The sequence below is a fragment of the Pseudoalteromonas sp. D15MCD-2 genome, assembly GCF_038562745.1.
Taxonomy (GTDB): domain Bacteria; phylum Pseudomonadota; class Gammaproteobacteria; order Enterobacterales; family Alteromonadaceae; genus Pseudoalteromonas.
Map to the genome: position 1 here is coordinate 1,916,382 of NZ_JBCFQE010000001.1, position 15,058 is coordinate 1,931,439.

The following is a 15,058-nucleotide window of genomic DNA, read 5'->3' on the forward strand; positions in this document are numbered from 1 at the left end:
GCCTAGCATTTACTTTATTACACCATGAGTAAATGCCATGAATAACACCACTTGCAGTAGTAAAACCCACTATCCTGCCGTTTGGATTTCCGACGTTCACTTAGGTTATAAAGACTGCCAAGCGCAGTATTTACTAGACTTTTTAAATGCGATTGAATGCGATGTTCTGTATTTGGTCGGTGATATTGTCGATTTATGGTCGATGAAACGACAGTTCTTTTGGCACCCTAGTCATTATGATGTATTAGCGCTTATTCAACAAAAAGCGAAAGATGGCACTCGAGTGATCTATATACCGGGTAACCACGACGAAACCTTTCGCCATTATGCCAATGATTCATTATTCGGTATTGAAGTACATAAACAATATATCCATACCACAAAAGCCAACAAACGGTTTTTACTGTTGCATGGCGACGATTTTGATTCAGCAACCCGCTACAACAAATTAATCAGTATTGCGGGCGATGCAGGATACGACTTTTTACTTTTTTTAAATCGTTGGACTAATCGCATTCGCCGTTTATTTGGTGGTAATTATTGGTCATTGGCCTCTTGGATAAAAGCGCGAGTGCATAAAGCACGTGAAGCAATTGACGCATTTGAAAAAGCGGCAATCCACGAAGCAAAAAAACAAGCCGTCGATGGCATCATTTGTGGGCATATTCATCACCCAGCCGTTAAAGTGGTTGATGGAATTTTGTATTGCAATGATGGCGACTGGATTGAGAGCTGCACTGCATTAGTTGAAAACAGCTCTGGCCGTATTGAGTTATTGCACTGGAGTGAAACACAAAAAGTGATTCACTCTGCTGATATTAGTACATTAACGCCTAAACCTGCATTTAATAAAGATCGTGATGCCGCTTAAGTCTTCAGCCACATTGAGAGCTTTTTACGCAATGTGGCTTGTTTAATTGGCTTGGTGATATAGTCGTTCATACCAACACTGAGGCATTTTTCTCTATCGCCAGCCATCGCGCTTGCGGTCATGGCTATGATCACCACATCTTGGTATTTCTCACCTGTTTTTCCCTGCCTGATTGCTTTGGTACAGTCATACCCATTTAAGTTTGGCATTTGGCAATCCATTAAGATCAGATCAAATTGAGTTTCGCTGTTATTCAATACCTCAATTGCTTCAAGACCATCGCTGGCTGATTCAATATGAACATAGCTATCTCTTAAGATCGCTTTGCTCACCTCAATATTAATCATATTATCGTCGACGATAAGCACTGAACGAGATGTTAAATCAAGCTCAATAATTTCTTTTGTATCTGTATTTTTACGCTCAATAACAGAATCATTGTTATTAAATAAAACAGCGAGTTTGTAGGCTAATTCATCAGGAGTGACAGGTTTTGCAATAACAGTACAATTGCTCGGTAATGTTTCTTTTTGTTTAAGTGATGCCATAACACCTAAAATTAATACACAGGTGTCGGAGTATTTATTTGCAAAACTCAACACATTGTTTAGTTCTGGGTGTTTATGATCAATGATAAGTAAATCTAACTCATTGAAAACATTGTCAGGTATATCACTTAATCGAGAAACATTCGATGGCTGAGGCTGACAAGTTTTCTCTAATTGGGTTTCTATGTTTTGACCAAGCAGATCATATAAAACTGCACAACCAACGTGTTTGTTATTCAAAGCCGTAATCGCCCCCTGCTCTTTTAATGAGGCACTGAGTGATACTGTGATACTGGCACAAAAGCGGCTGCCCTTGCCTTTTTCACTTTCAACGATAATATCACCGCCCATCAACTGAGCGAGTTTTCGGCTTATTGAAAGGCCTAAACCACTGCCACCATAATGGCGTGTTGTACTTGAGTCCTCTTGAGTAAACACTTCAAACAATTTACTTTGGTTTTCTTTCGAAATACCAATACCTGTATCTTCAACTACAAAGCTTAGGCAAAGCGACTTATCTGTATGCAGCTGTTCCTTAACCGTTAAACTAACATGACCTTTATGAGTAAACTTAAATGCATTACTGAGTAAATTATTGAGAATTTGTTTTAAGCGGTGGCTATCCCCCATCACGGTTCGCTGAGTAATATCATGCGCATCGAACAGTATCTCAATACCTTTTTTCTGACCTTGAACAGCCATCGATGTTATTAAATCACTGCACACTGAAACGACATCAAATTCGTGACTATCTAAATCAAGTTTACCAGCTTCAATTTTTGAAAAATCTAGAATGTCATTAATCAGTGTCATCAATGAGTTAGCGCTGGTATTTGCATAATGTAAGTATTGCATTTGCTGAGTAGATAATGGCTCTTCTTCAAGCATTTCGAGCATGCCAAGTACGCCATTCATCGGGGTGCGGATTTCATGGGAGATATTGGCGACAAATTCACTTTTAGCTTTACTTGCAGCTAATGCTTCTTCGGTGGCCTTTTCGAGCTCGGCTGTGCGGCTTTTCACTTTTTCTTCTAGTGTCACATTAAGCTTTTCTAGTTGATGTTGAGCGCACTTAAGTGAATCAATATTGCGTAGTATTGCCGCTATTTGATATTGCTGTTTTGCTGCATCAAAAACAGGTGTCATGGTAATCGAGAAATAATGTGTGCTTAGCTCGCTGATGTGAACCGCTTCAAACGAGCACCGCTGCCCTTCTTTAATGGCTTGTGCAATCCCTTGAAAATCTTCATCGTTATAATTAAACAATGTATCAAAATGGGTGGTTTGTTCTGTTATACCAAAAAACGTTTTTGCCGTTTCATTGGCATTACAAATAACACCATCTGGCTGAACCATAATAATGGCATCTGTTGAGTTTTCTATAATTTTACTGTTCTTTTCTTTTAGAAAACTGAGCTCAATTTTTCTGTTGATGTCACGTTGATAGATTATAAATAACATCAGCACAACTAAAATGATTAAGCATAAAATGCCAATAAACCTTAATCGTTTTTGATGTATTTCATTCAGCAGTGTATCAGTGCTTATAGAGACAGCCAGTGTAAACGGCTGCATATGTACACCATCTTTAAACTCAATAATTTTATCTAGATAAAGTTTTTCAGGTAGGTTTACTACGTCAAAAAAATCAACTGAACTAATTTTGAGGTCGGCACTAAATTCCTCTGACCAATAATGTGGATCATCTAACTCAAAACTAAAACGGTATGATTCCTCTGGATGATAGATAAATTGTTGTTGAGCATTTAACAGATAAACAGAGAATTTATCTGATGATTTGCTTGTTAGCTTGTTAATAAGATCTTCTGCATAATAATTGAGGATAAGAACAGCAAAGGGCTTACCTTCGTTATCTTTCACCAGCTTTGCAATCCGGTATGTGCTGGTATAAGGCTGTTGTAAACGACCATTTTCGCGGTTGTAGTTAATTGGTGATAAGTAGATTTGACCATTTTCAAGCTTTGCCGTAATTTGCATGTAATCACGTTGGCCTTTGTGTTGTAAGTCCTCCTCACTAATTCTAAAGAGATGTTTATTCACACTATCAACGCGTACAACCTCTTTGCCGTTATCAGCAATGTAGATATAACGAGCCTGAGCTAAGTCTTTATCTGTTGTCATAAAACCAGTAAAGATTTTAGCTAGGCGATCTTTCCATGCCGAGATAGGCGTGCCTAAAACGGGATCTATATTTTGATCATTGGTTGCGCGCATAATTGCAAGCACTGGCGGCGTTGAATCTAAAAAGTTAAGTGCAGAAATATTCTCTCTTAAACTTGTTTTTAGTACACTTTCTTTAGTGTCGAGCTCTCTTTGCATCTGTTCAAAGGTGCGGCTGAACACATCCTCTCTAAGGTCGTATTCATACTTTACAGTTACAAAAATTGCCAATAGCAAGAGAATACAAAAAGCAAGTATTGGTAATTTGTGACGTTGATAGAAATGCGCTGAATGTCCAGAATCCATTGAATCGAAAGCCTTCTTTTCTACTCTGCTTTAGAGTATAGGAGAGAATAGTAATAAAAGCGGAGTATACAGAAAATATATTAATTAATAAGGATTAGCAGGTACTTAGCTTGGCTTACAAACAAATAAAGCACCAAAATGGTGCTTTATTATTAGGTAAAATCAGTATCTCTTATCTAAATAAGACATCTTCTTTATTAAACCATTTAACGCAAAACGCGAGTAATGCACCTGCCACAATCACTGTCGCTAAGAAAATTAAACCCACGAGTGTGTAATCAACTGTACCTTTAATAATTTCTTTGATTGCCAAAGCTACATTTGTAACAGGAATAAAAGCAGTTTTGCTCGTCAGTTCAACATTTGGCATCAAGGCAACCATAATTGGGAAAATTACACCCATGCTAAGTGGTGCCATGTAGTTTTGCGCTTCTTTAAAGGTTCGCGCATAAATTGAAATAGCCAACGCTAATGATGAGAAGATTGCGGCAATAGGTAATAACAACACAAAAATCAGCCCTAAATCTAATACGGTTAAAGAGCTAAATGCGTTTTTAACAACTGCTAAATCTACAAATGCAATGGCCACTGATATCCATACACCCATACTGAGTACAGTAATGGTGGTTGTTGCAATAGAAGAAGCAAGTAAGGTTACAAACTTACCTAACACCAGCTGTGTACGGGTGATTGGTGTAAGTAGAAGGGTTTCGAGGGTACCGCGCTCTTTTTCCCCAGCTCCTAAATCAATCGCCGGATACGTTGCGCCCATCAATACCAGAGGAATAAGTAGATAAGGAATAAACCCACCTATTTTCTCGCCAAGATTTTCACGTTTATCTGCAGTGTCGACCTTCACAACTTTAATAGGCTCGATAATGGCAGCTTGTTGCTCTTCTGATACACCAAAGCTTAATAGTTTGTTTGTACGCAGCGTATCGCCATATTCTTTTGCCAGTTCTTTTACACGGTCAAATAGGAAGTTAATTGCTTTTGCGTCGTTATACACAACTTGCCATTCGCTTTGCTTTGCATCATCTAACGTTTGCTTAGCGTCTGACGGTAAATAGATACCCATGTCTATGGTGCCTGCTTTTACCGCTTTAGTGAGATCTTCTACCGTATTAAAGGTTTCGTCGCCTTTATATAAAGCAAAGCTCTTATGGTAAAACACCTTATCTGTAAAATCTTGCGCGTAATTACCATTGATAATAGCGTAAGTATGGACCTCTTGTTCTGCCTCTAACGCCGCTTGTGAACTAATAAAGGCCATAACAGCAAATAAAAGTGGGAAGATAGCAACCGGTAGTGCAACAACGAATATCAATGTTTTACGGTCACGTAATAGCTCTTTTAATTCCTTTTTAAATACTTCAAACATCACGGCTCTCCGTTAAAATATTCATAAACGCTTGGTTTAATTCTTCACTTTGACCTGTTTGTTTAAACTCATCTAAGGTGCCATCAAAGCAACTAATTCCTTGGTTTATCACTGCAACACGGTCACAAAGTAAGGCAACTTCATCTAAATGGTGCGTTGAGAAAATAACTGGTGTGCCCTGCTCTTTAAGGCCGCGAATAAAGTTAATTACGGTTTGCGTAGTCATAATATCTAAACCAGTTGTCGGCTCATCAAGAATAACCACATCAGGATGATGAACAACAGCACGGGCAATATTGGCTTTTTGCTTCATACCTGTTGAAAGGTTTTCGGCGCGTTTATCAATAAAGCTGTGCATATCAAGTAAGGTGAATAGCTCATCACAACGAGCGGCTACCGCTTTTTTACTCATGCCATGTAAACGGGCAAAGTATTCAACGTTTTCTTTAACTGTTAAACGCCCATATAAGCCGGTACTACCTGACAGAAATCCAATTGATTTGCGGCCAACCAATGGCTTTTTAACGATATCGTGACCAGAGATGGTAATGCTGCCTTCATCTGGTTTTAAGGCTGTTGAAATCATTCTAAGGGTGGTTGTTTTACCGGCACCATTTGGGCCGAGTAAACCGAGTACTTCACCTTTGTTACATTGAAAGCTGACGTCTCTTACAGAATGAAAAAACTCTTTATCTTCACGGGGGTCTACGTTGTCCGTTTTATTTTTTTTATGATCTTTTGTTAGCTTAAACTTCTTTTTAAGCCCTGCCACTTCAATCATGTGCGTTTCCTTCGTTTCGGTCTAAAGTAATCAGTGTTACTGTAAAATTCTGGATCTTCATTGTCAGTCCACCATCCTGGTACGCCTAACAAGGGTAAGGGTGATAAGTTTTTATTATCACGCAAACAATCATCAAGCTTTATCATCTCATAAAGACGTTGATCTAGATACGCATATTGCTCGCTTAAATCTTTACAAAATATGTCATCAGGAACAATTACAAATAATGCTTTACCCGTTAAACCAATATACGGCTGAGTGAGCATTTCGTAGTTAGCATGACCAAACATAAATGGCCTAATGCTTTTACCCCAATGTTCACGTTGTTCTACAAAGGCTTGCTGCCATTGGTGGTCGCGTAATTGCTGCTGCCAGCTTTGCTCAGTAATTGCCAGTACCACACCGCATTCGTCAAATAAAGTAAGCGCATTTCGGTGTTTACTACGCTCTTTTAGACCATGCAGTTTAATTTCTTCGATATGCTGATGATTAATCAGCGCTTTGGTTTTTGGAAATAAACACCAAATAAAGCCACCAAAAAGGTCATGCCAATTTTGTTGTCTTGTTGGTACTTGCCCTGTCTCAAATATGATTTGCTCATAATAACGGGTTTCATCAGCAAACTTTTCATCTTCAACAAAGGTTATGGCTTTGCCCTGTGTAGTTTTCGCATTTAGATATTGATTAAACCACTGGCAAGATGGCCAATCTGACAGTTTATCTAAATTAAATAGCGTCGCTAGGTCACTAAAAGCACCCGTTGTCAGGTATTGTGTTGACCATTGCTCGGGAGCAGTAAATCGTTTCATTGCTTATTTTTTAACTTCTTGATGTATTGTGGGTAGTTTACCGTAAAAACTGGTTCTCATTAATAGAACCTCATATACTAATACCACCATAAAACAAAAAAAGAGCTATTATGAAACGCTATTTTCCAATGACAGTCCTTGCAAGTGCCATCCTTGCGGGCTGTGCTTCAACAAGTATCACATCAAGTGATGTCGAAAAAGCCTATCAAAGCATTAATTCAGAGCAATTAGCAGAGCATATTAAAGTGCTTGCCTCTGATGAGTTCGGTGGCCGTGCACCATCATCTAAAGGTGAAGAGCTAACGCTTGCCTATTTAACCGACCAATTTAAAGCATTGGGTTTTGAGCCGGGTAACGGTGATAGCTTCTTACAAGAAGTACCGCTTGTTTCACTAGAAGCTGATTCAGACATGGTACTTACCATTGGCGGCAAAGATTACCAATACAAAAAAGATATGGTAATGGGTAGCAGCCGTATTAGTGCTAAGCAAAGCATTAAAGATTCTGAATTAGTATTCGTTGGCTACGGTGTTAATGCACCAGAATACAACTGGAACGACTACGAAGGCCTAGATGTTAAAGGCAAAACAGTTGTTATGCTGGTAAACGATCCTGGTTTTGCGACGAAAAACCCTGATTTATTCACCGGCGATGCCATGACCTATTACGGTCGTTGGACATACAAATATGAAGAAGCAAGCCGTCAAGGTGCAGCAGGTGCGATTATCATTCACGAAACCGCACCGGCTTCTTACCCATGGTCAGTTGTTGAAAACTCTTGGAGCGGTGAGCAATTTGGTTTCCAAAAAGAAAATAACAACATGGACCGTGTTGCTGTTGAAGGCTGGGTAACAACTGATGTTGCTAAAGAGCTTTTCACAAAAGCAGGCTTAGATTTCGACACAATGAAAGCTAATGCGGCAAAAGGCGCTTACCATGTTGATATGGGCGACCTAACAGCAAGTGTTGAAGTAAATAACACAATCAAAAAGTCAATTTCGTATAATTTCATCGCGACGTTACCGGGTAGCGAAAAGCCAGACGAGCACATCATTTATTCAGCTCACTGGGATCACCTTGGTACTGATAAAACCCGCAAAGGCGACCAAATCTATAATGGTGCCCATGATAATGCAACGGGTACTGCTGGTTTAATAGAAGTTGCTGAAGCATTCGCTACTTTACCTGAGCACCCTAGCCGTTCAATGACTTTCTTAGCCGTTACTGCTGAAGAACAAGGTTTACTTGGCTCGAAATATTATGCTGCAAACCCAGTGATCCCAGCATCACAAACGGTTGCTAACATCAATATGGATAGCTTAAACCTATTAGGTAAAGTAAAAGACATCAGTGTTGTTGGTATTGGCAAATCAGAAATGGATAGCCTGCTAGAAACAGCTGCAAAAGCTCAAGGTCGTACAGTATCTGGTGATCCTAAACCGTCTTCAGGTGGTTATTACCGCTCTGATCACTTTGCATTTGCAAACATGGGTGTACCAGCAATGTATGCCGGTGGTGGTAGTGAAGCTCTTGACGAAGAAACGGCTAATTACCGTAAGCGTATGAGCTTAGTGCTTCGTGGTTGTTATCATCAGCCTTGCGACCGTTACCGTGATGAATGGGATTTATCAGGTGCCGTTCAGGACCTTCAGTTATTCTATCAAGTAGGTTTTGATATCTCAGAACGTAAAGAGTGGCCGACCTGGAATGCCACTTCTGAGTTCCAACGCAAATAGATACAAATGAGATTGATTTTCATTTAAAATCGTAATACAGTGTAACCTGATTAATTTTTAGGTTGCACTGTATGCTCTCACTAACACAAACGAGGTTTATTCCTAATAAAGCGAGGTGTTACATTACGGACAATAAACGCTTAATTTTACCCCTTTTATTACTGATTTCTTTAGCGGTACCTGCAAGCCGAGAATTCACCCTACAAGCGCTTAGTGATGCTTTTTTTCAAGTATCTGTATTTGTTGCAGCCACCTTATTAATCTATTACTACCTTATTGATCGACTTCCTCAATTACAGCTTAGCTATTTACGTGCTAAATCAGGCATTCTAGAGGTGAGCTTTGCATCTATTTTAGGTGCTTTGCCTGGCTGTGGGGGTGCCATTATTGTGGTAACCCAATTTACTAAAAAGCAGGCTAGCTTTGGCTCTGTTGTTGCTGTCTTAACCGCAACCATGGGCGATGCCGCCTTTTTACTGTTAGCAACCCGCCCGCTTGATGGTTTATTAATGATGTTAATCGGTGTTGCTGTAGGTATTATTAGCGGTCAGATAGTTAATACATTTCATAGCCCAGATAAATTTCAACCTGACGAAGCAAGTGAATATACTGAGCAGCCACAATGCCAACCAAGCGCTTTGAAATTTAGTCGCCCTATTTGGAAGTTTACCCTAGTACCAAGCTTGATTATTGCTTCTGTCATAGCTACCAATTCTGACCTTAGCGAATTTAGTCAAAGCGTTAATACTGGCGTCACCCTGTTTGGCTCAATCATGGCGCTATTCACCGTGGTTGTGTGGTCTCTGTCTTCTAAAGGCAGCAGTTATAAGCAAGTAACCAGTGAAGAAGCGCCTTGCACACCTCCCTCAAAGCTCACGAAAGTATTAATGGACACACACTTTGTTACTGCCTGGGTTGTTGCCAGTTTTATGCTGTTTGAAATTCTCGTTAACCTAGTCGGTGTTGATTTAACAGCCTGGTTTTCTGAGTATGCTTATCTTGCACCGCTGGTGGCTGTGGCTATTGGCTTATTACCTGGCTGCGGGCCACAAATCGTCGTAATGACACTCTATATTCAGGGTATTATTCCATTTAGTGCGATGACAGCCAATGCAATTTCAAATGACGGCGATGCCCTATTCCCAGCTATCGCATTAGCACCAAAAGCGGCCTTAATCGCGACGGTGTATTCATCAATACCTGCGCTGTTACTCGGTTATGGGTTGTATTTTTACGGAAAATAGCAAATACAAAATTTACAATTAAAAAAACCAGCCGAGGCTGGTTTTTTAATGCTTACTAATGTTAGCTCATCGCCATCATCATTTTTGCAGGGTCTTCTAAGTAAGACTTCCATAAGTTATTGAAACGGGCAATTGTACCGCCATCAATCACTCGGTGGTCTCCAGACCAGCTTACTTGCATAATAGCAGCTGAAACGACATTGCCTTGTGCATCAAAGCGAGGTAAATGCTGCAGTTTGCCTAAAGCAACAATAGCTACCTCAGGTTTATTGATGATCGGGGTTGCAATTGTGCCGCCAATCGCACCGATGTTAGAAATGCTAATAGTGCCGCCTTTCAAATCATCCGGTGAAACACGACCATCACGTGCTGCTTCAGTTAAACGAGTCACTTCGTTTGCAACATCTACGATACTCTTTGACTGACATGATTTAATGTTTGGTACGAGTAAACCAATCTTAGAATCAACCGCCATACCGATGTTATGATCATCAAAGTAAGTTAGCTCACTGCAATCATCATTTACTTGCGAGTTTAGTACTGGGAATTGCTTAATCGCTAACGACAGTGCTTTGATAAAGAACGGCATCATAGTGAGCTTAACGCCCTGTTGCTTATACTGCTCTTTAAGCTCACTGCGCATTGCAATTAGTTTAGTTAGGTCAATTTCATCACAGAAAGTAAAGTGAGGAATTGTCGAAACTGAAGCAACCATTTGCTTAGCCATTGCCGCTTTAATGCCTTTAATAGGCTCTACGCGATTGCCACTAGAAGACGCCACAGTTGAGACAGGCTCTGCCGCTTTTGGCGCAGTTTGTTGTGATGCTGCTTGGCTTGGTGTTTCATTCAAGAAATCTTCGATATCTTGCTTATAAATACGGCCATTTTTACCAGAGCCTGGCACTTGTGTTAAATCAACATCAAGTTCGCGGGCTTTACGACGAACAGCAGGTGAAGCAACAGCTTTCTTATTCAGTTGTTTGCTAGAGTTTGCTGAAGTCGCAGACTTCTGCGAAGGTTTAGTTGCTGCATTTGTTTGTGCTTTAACTACCGCAGAACTTACATCTGGCTCTGCACTTTGGCCTGCAATGCTCATTTGGAATAATGGGCTGTGAACCGCTGCAATATCACCTTTTTGATAATAAAGCTTTTCAACTTTACCTGTGTATTTAGCCGGAATTTGCACCAATGCTTTGTCTGTCATTACATCACACACAGCTTGGTCTTCTACGATTTCATCGCCTTCACTCACTAACCACTCAACGATTTCACACTCAACGATACCTTCACCGATATCTGGTAAAATGAAATCTTCTAAGTGCTCACCCGCCTCAGATGATGCTTCAGTTGGAGTTGCAGGAGCTTGCACTTCTTCGCTTTGTGTTGGTGCTTCGCCATCAACATCCATTGCAAATAATGGTGCATGTACTTTCGCAATATCCCCTTTTGCATAATAAAGCTTACTGATCACACCATCATGAACAGCAGGAATTTGCACAAGCGCCTTGTCGGTCATAACATCACAAATAGGCTGGTCTTCTTTTACAGAATCGCCTTCTGCAACTAACCATTCAACAATTTCACACTCTACGATGCCTTCGCCGATATCTGGCAAGATAAAATCTTTAGACATACTGACTCCTAAAACTCTACTGATTGCTTAATCGCAGCAAGCACTTTAAGTGCATCCGGCACATATTCTTTTTCAAGTGCTAATGGGTATGGCGTATCTAAACCACACACGCGAGCAATTGGCGATTCAAGGTGTAAGAAACACTCTTGTTGAATTGTTGCAACGATTTCCGCACCAAAACCATTCGTGATTGGTGCCTCGTGGCTTACCACTAAACGGCCTGTTTTAGTCACTGATTGAGCAATGGTCTCAACATCCCATGGTAAAATGGTACGTAAGTCGATCACTTCACAACTAATACCTTGCTCTGCAGCTTTTTTAGCGGCGTCTTCGATAATTTCCATCTGAGCACCCCAAGCAAGTACAGTGACATCAGTACCTTCTTGCACGATTTCAGCTTTACCGAGCTCGATGCTGTAATCTTCTTCTGGAACTTCACCTGTTGATGCACGGTACAAACGTTTCGGCTCAAAGAAAATAACAGGGTTATCATCTTTAATCGATGCACGAAGCAAACCTTTTGCTTGGTATGGGTTACGTGGCACCACCAACTTTAAACCCGGTGTGTGAGCAAAATAAGCTTCTGGTGATTGTGAGTGATATAAGCCGCCTGCAATACCACCACCGTACGGTGTACGAATTGTTAGATTGCCAACATTAAATTCATTACCACTACGGTAACGGAACTTAGCTGATTCATTCACGATTTGGTCAAATGCAGGGAAAATATAATCTGCAAACTGAATTTCAGCTAATGCAGGGGCACCAAACGCCGCTAAACCATTTGCAAAACCTAAAATACCTTGCTCAGTTAACGGTGTATTGAACACACGATGCTTACCATATTTTTCTTGTAAGCCAGATGTAGCACGGAATACACCACCAAAATAACCAACGTCTTCACCGAAAATACATGCATTTGGATGCTCTGCCATGGTGATATCAAGGGCAGAGTTAATTGCATGAAGCATGTTCATTTTAGCCATTACTTTAATCTCCCTGCAGTTGTTGGATAAGCATCAGGATGCTGCAAAATGTGCTCTTTTAGTTCTTCATATTGTTTTTGCAGTGATGGGATTGGCTTATCATAAACATCAGAAATAAGGTCTTCTAATGCTGGCTTTTCAACTTTTTCAGCGCGTTTAAGGGCTGCTAAAATTTCTTCACGAATAGTTTCTTTGTCTTTTGCGTCTTGCGCTTCGTCTAACCAACCTTGCTTTAATAGCCACTTACGGAAACGCTCGATTGGACAGCCTTTATGTTTTGCTTCTTCATCTTTTGTACGGTAACCGCTTGGATCGTCACTGGTTGAGTGAGCGCCTAGACGATAGGCAATCGATTCAATTAAAACAGGTTCACCTTTGGTAGTCGCAATTTCACGGGCTTTTTTCGTTGCTGCATAAACAGCAAGTGCATCAGCACCGTCAACACGGATTGTTTTAATGCCATAGCCAACACCACGTGATGCAATACCATCACCTTTAAATTGCTCGTCAGCAGGTGTAGAAATCGCATAACCATTGTTACGGGCAAAGAAAATTACCGGTGCTTCATGAACTGCGGCCATATTTAAACCAGCATGGAAATCACCTTCAGATGCAGCGCCTTCACCAAAGTAACAAATAGTGATGTTATCAATAGTGCTGTTTAACTCACCTGTTTGGGCATCAATATGACGAACTTTTTGGCCATATGCATAACCTGTTGCTTGCGGAATTTGTGTACCAAGCGGTGATGAAATAGTCATGTAGTTAAGTTCGCGTGAGCCATAGTGAATTGGCATTTGACGACCTTTACCCAAATCTTTTTCATTTGAGAACATTTGATTCATGAATTGGTCAAGGCTAAAACCACGATAACGTAAAGCTGCTTGCTCACGGTATTGGGCCATGATCATATCGTTTTGATCAAGCGCTGCAGCTGATGCTGTTACAGCCGCTTCTTCGCCTAGACATTGCATATAAAAGCTAACACGGCCTTGACGCTGTGCTGCTTGCATACGCTCATCAAGTGCTCTAATAAAACGCATTGTTTCATATAGGCGGATTGCCGTTGCTTTGTCGATATCAGGTGCGGTTGCACCTTCGTAGATGTCGCCTTCCTCATTAAGAATACTTAATGTAGGAATCGTTAATGCGTGACCATCAATAAATGACAGTTCATGATTAATGTTTAGCGATACGTTATTTGGATTACTCATAACCTACCTTCTTTCGTTGTCAGAAACCTACGCTACTGCCCTTAATTATATTTTTAATCAGCATGAGCTGTAAGGATAAAGTTTGCGCAATATTCAATCTAATTAAATTAAACTGCCGTCACTTTACGTTAACGTAAGTTGTTATTCAACTAATCATAGACGAATAGATGACAAATGGCTAAAAACGCATGGAAAGTTAACTATACAACAAGATAAGTTCTTTATAGTCATATAGTTAACTAAATATAGATGGGTGTTAATGCAGAGATTTTAAATAAAGTTGCTATCAACTTGCATTGGAATAACTGTAAGCAAAGCGCGCTGACCTAAGGCTACATCAGCGTTTGGGAAGATAATAGCTTCACCATCTACTTCCGCTTCATATCTGGTCTGACCATCAACTGCCATTAATTCACCCTTTGCGAAACCGGTGAAATTTTCCACATCATCAGCAAATGGAAAACTAAAGTCTTCGCAAGTACGGTTTATTGTTCTATATACTGAAAACAACTCGAAATCCTCTGCATTGAATTCTTTATATTCAACAGATTCTTGACTAATTAATGCAGTTAAGGTTTGTTTGGTTTTCTCAAATCGCGACATGTCATTTTCGCCAAATGGTTTTACTTGGCCAAGTTCTACCGTAAATGAGTCAGCTCCATGTACAAACGACGAGTAGTAACTGAAGGTAGTTGCCGCTGATTTCATCATTAGTACCGTGTTTACGCCACAGCTAAGTAAAAATTGCAGTTGTGATTTTTTCCACGGTTTACCATGTAAGAAAGGATACACTGCAAACTTTTCATTTTTAGAGCCACGAATTGCAGTGTGAAGATCATAATGAAAACGCTCACTGTCTTGGTTGCCTCTAGCAAAGAAATCAGTAACCACGTCTTCAAGTAGCTTTGCACGAACTCGCTCAGGGTTAGAAGCAATGCCTTCAACAGTATGATGACCATTAAACAAACGGTTTAAGTTTTCATCTACAAAACGCTTACCGATATTAATAGATTTAGGATTACCATAAATAAACAGTACACGCTGCTTCAAGGTAAGTTGTTCTGTAATGATTGACTTGATTAATTGATCGCAAATTTCAATTGGCGCAGTTTCGTTACCATGTACCGCACTTGAAAGTACAATATCTTTGTTTGTTTGCTGTGCAGGTTGAAACTCAATGATACCCGTGTCGTGAACAGTGACATCAGTACCGTTTGTAAGGGTAAATGCACAAGGTTCTAGTGAAAATTCATTGTTGCGGGTCAAGGTTAAAAAGTCGCCAGTACTTTTTAATTCTTCGAGATATGAAGGAGTTGAATAGCTCATTGTTCTATCCTAAAAATGCGTGAGAGTAGAATACAAAAACGG

At 40.2% G+C, this 15,058-nt stretch carries 11 protein-coding genes; 3 read left to right on the plus strand and 8 right to left on the minus strand.

All coding sequences use genetic code 11. The features are described 5' to 3' along the window. Window positions 1-37: 37 nt before the first annotated feature. Entirely contained in the window at window positions 38-871 is an 834-nt protein-coding gene (locus AADY36_RS08690; protein WP_054561432.1) for a UDP-2,3-diacylglucosamine diphosphatase, read from the plus strand. On the opposite strand, the gene AADY36_RS08695 is transcribed toward AADY36_RS08690, so the two are convergent. The 4 genes from AADY36_RS08695 to AADY36_RS08710 all read right to left on the minus strand — a co-directional run bounded on the left by AADY36_RS08695 (window position 868) and on the right by AADY36_RS08710 (window position 6,877). Continuing rightward, complete coding sequence (locus tag AADY36_RS08695) at window positions 868-3,906, minus strand: ATP-binding protein (RefSeq protein ID WP_342408866.1); 3,039 nt, start codon at window positions 3,904-3,906, stop codon at window positions 868-870. The genes AADY36_RS08690 and AADY36_RS08695 overlap by 4 nt on opposite strands. 172 nt (window positions 3,907-4,078) lie before the next feature. After that, window positions 4,079-5,287 (minus strand): ABC transporter permease subunit, encoded by a 1,209-nt coding sequence (locus AADY36_RS08700; RefSeq protein WP_054553916.1) that lies wholly within the window; start codon window positions 5,285-5,287, stop codon window positions 4,079-4,081. After that, window positions 5,280-6,068, minus strand: coding sequence for an ABC transporter ATP-binding protein (locus AADY36_RS08705; protein WP_054561430.1), 789 nt, complete (start codon window positions 6,066-6,068; stop codon window positions 5,280-5,282). The genes AADY36_RS08700 and AADY36_RS08705 overlap by 8 nt, the downstream gene beginning before the upstream one ends. After that, window positions 6,065-6,877 (minus strand): DUF3025 domain-containing protein, encoded by an 813-nt coding sequence (locus AADY36_RS08710; RefSeq protein ID WP_055021818.1) that lies wholly within the window; start codon window positions 6,875-6,877, stop codon window positions 6,065-6,067. Before AADY36_RS08710 ends, AADY36_RS08705 begins: the two co-directional genes overlap by 4 nt. A gap of 110 nt (window positions 6,878-6,987) precedes the next feature. On the opposite strand from AADY36_RS08710, the gene AADY36_RS08715 reads away from it, so the two are divergent. Continuing rightward, the gene (locus AADY36_RS08715) at window positions 6,988-8,613 is read left to right on the plus strand and encodes a M28 family metallopeptidase (RefSeq protein WP_054553919.1); all 1,626 of its coding nucleotides are present in this window, start codon (window positions 6,988-6,990) and stop codon (window positions 8,611-8,613) included. A gap of 71 nt (window positions 8,614-8,684) precedes the next feature. After that, a complete protein-coding gene (locus tag AADY36_RS08720) occupies window positions 8,685-9,857 on the plus strand; it encodes a putative manganese transporter (protein ID WP_054561427.1) in 1,173 nt (390 codons plus the stop codon). Between the two features lie 61 nt (window positions 9,858-9,918). Here AADY36_RS08720 and AADY36_RS08725 read toward each other — a convergent pair whose 3' ends face one another. The 4 genes from AADY36_RS08725 to astE all read right to left on the minus strand — a co-directional run bounded on the left by AADY36_RS08725 (window position 9,919) and on the right by astE (window position 15,016). Further along, window positions 9,919-11,490, minus strand: a complete 1,572-nt coding sequence (locus AADY36_RS08725) for a dihydrolipoyllysine-residue acetyltransferase (RefSeq protein ID WP_055198348.1) — start codon at window positions 11,488-11,490, stop codon at window positions 9,919-9,921. A gap of 8 nt (window positions 11,491-11,498) precedes the next feature. Beyond that, window positions 11,499-12,476 (minus strand): alpha-ketoacid dehydrogenase subunit beta, encoded by a 978-nt coding sequence (locus AADY36_RS08730; RefSeq protein WP_054561425.1) that lies wholly within the window; start codon window positions 12,474-12,476, stop codon window positions 11,499-11,501. Further along, the gene (locus AADY36_RS08735) at window positions 12,476-13,690 is read right to left on the minus strand and encodes a thiamine pyrophosphate-dependent dehydrogenase E1 component subunit alpha (protein WP_054561424.1); all 1,215 of its coding nucleotides are present in this window, start codon (window positions 13,688-13,690) and stop codon (window positions 12,476-12,478) included. Before AADY36_RS08735 ends, AADY36_RS08730 begins: the two co-directional genes overlap by 1 nt. Window positions 13,691-13,960: 270 nt before the next feature. After that, window positions 13,961-15,016, minus strand: coding sequence for a succinylglutamate desuccinylase (gene astE / locus AADY36_RS08740; protein ID WP_054561423.1), 1,056 nt, complete (start codon window positions 15,014-15,016; stop codon window positions 13,961-13,963). Between the last annotated feature and the right edge of the window lie 42 nt (window positions 15,017-15,058).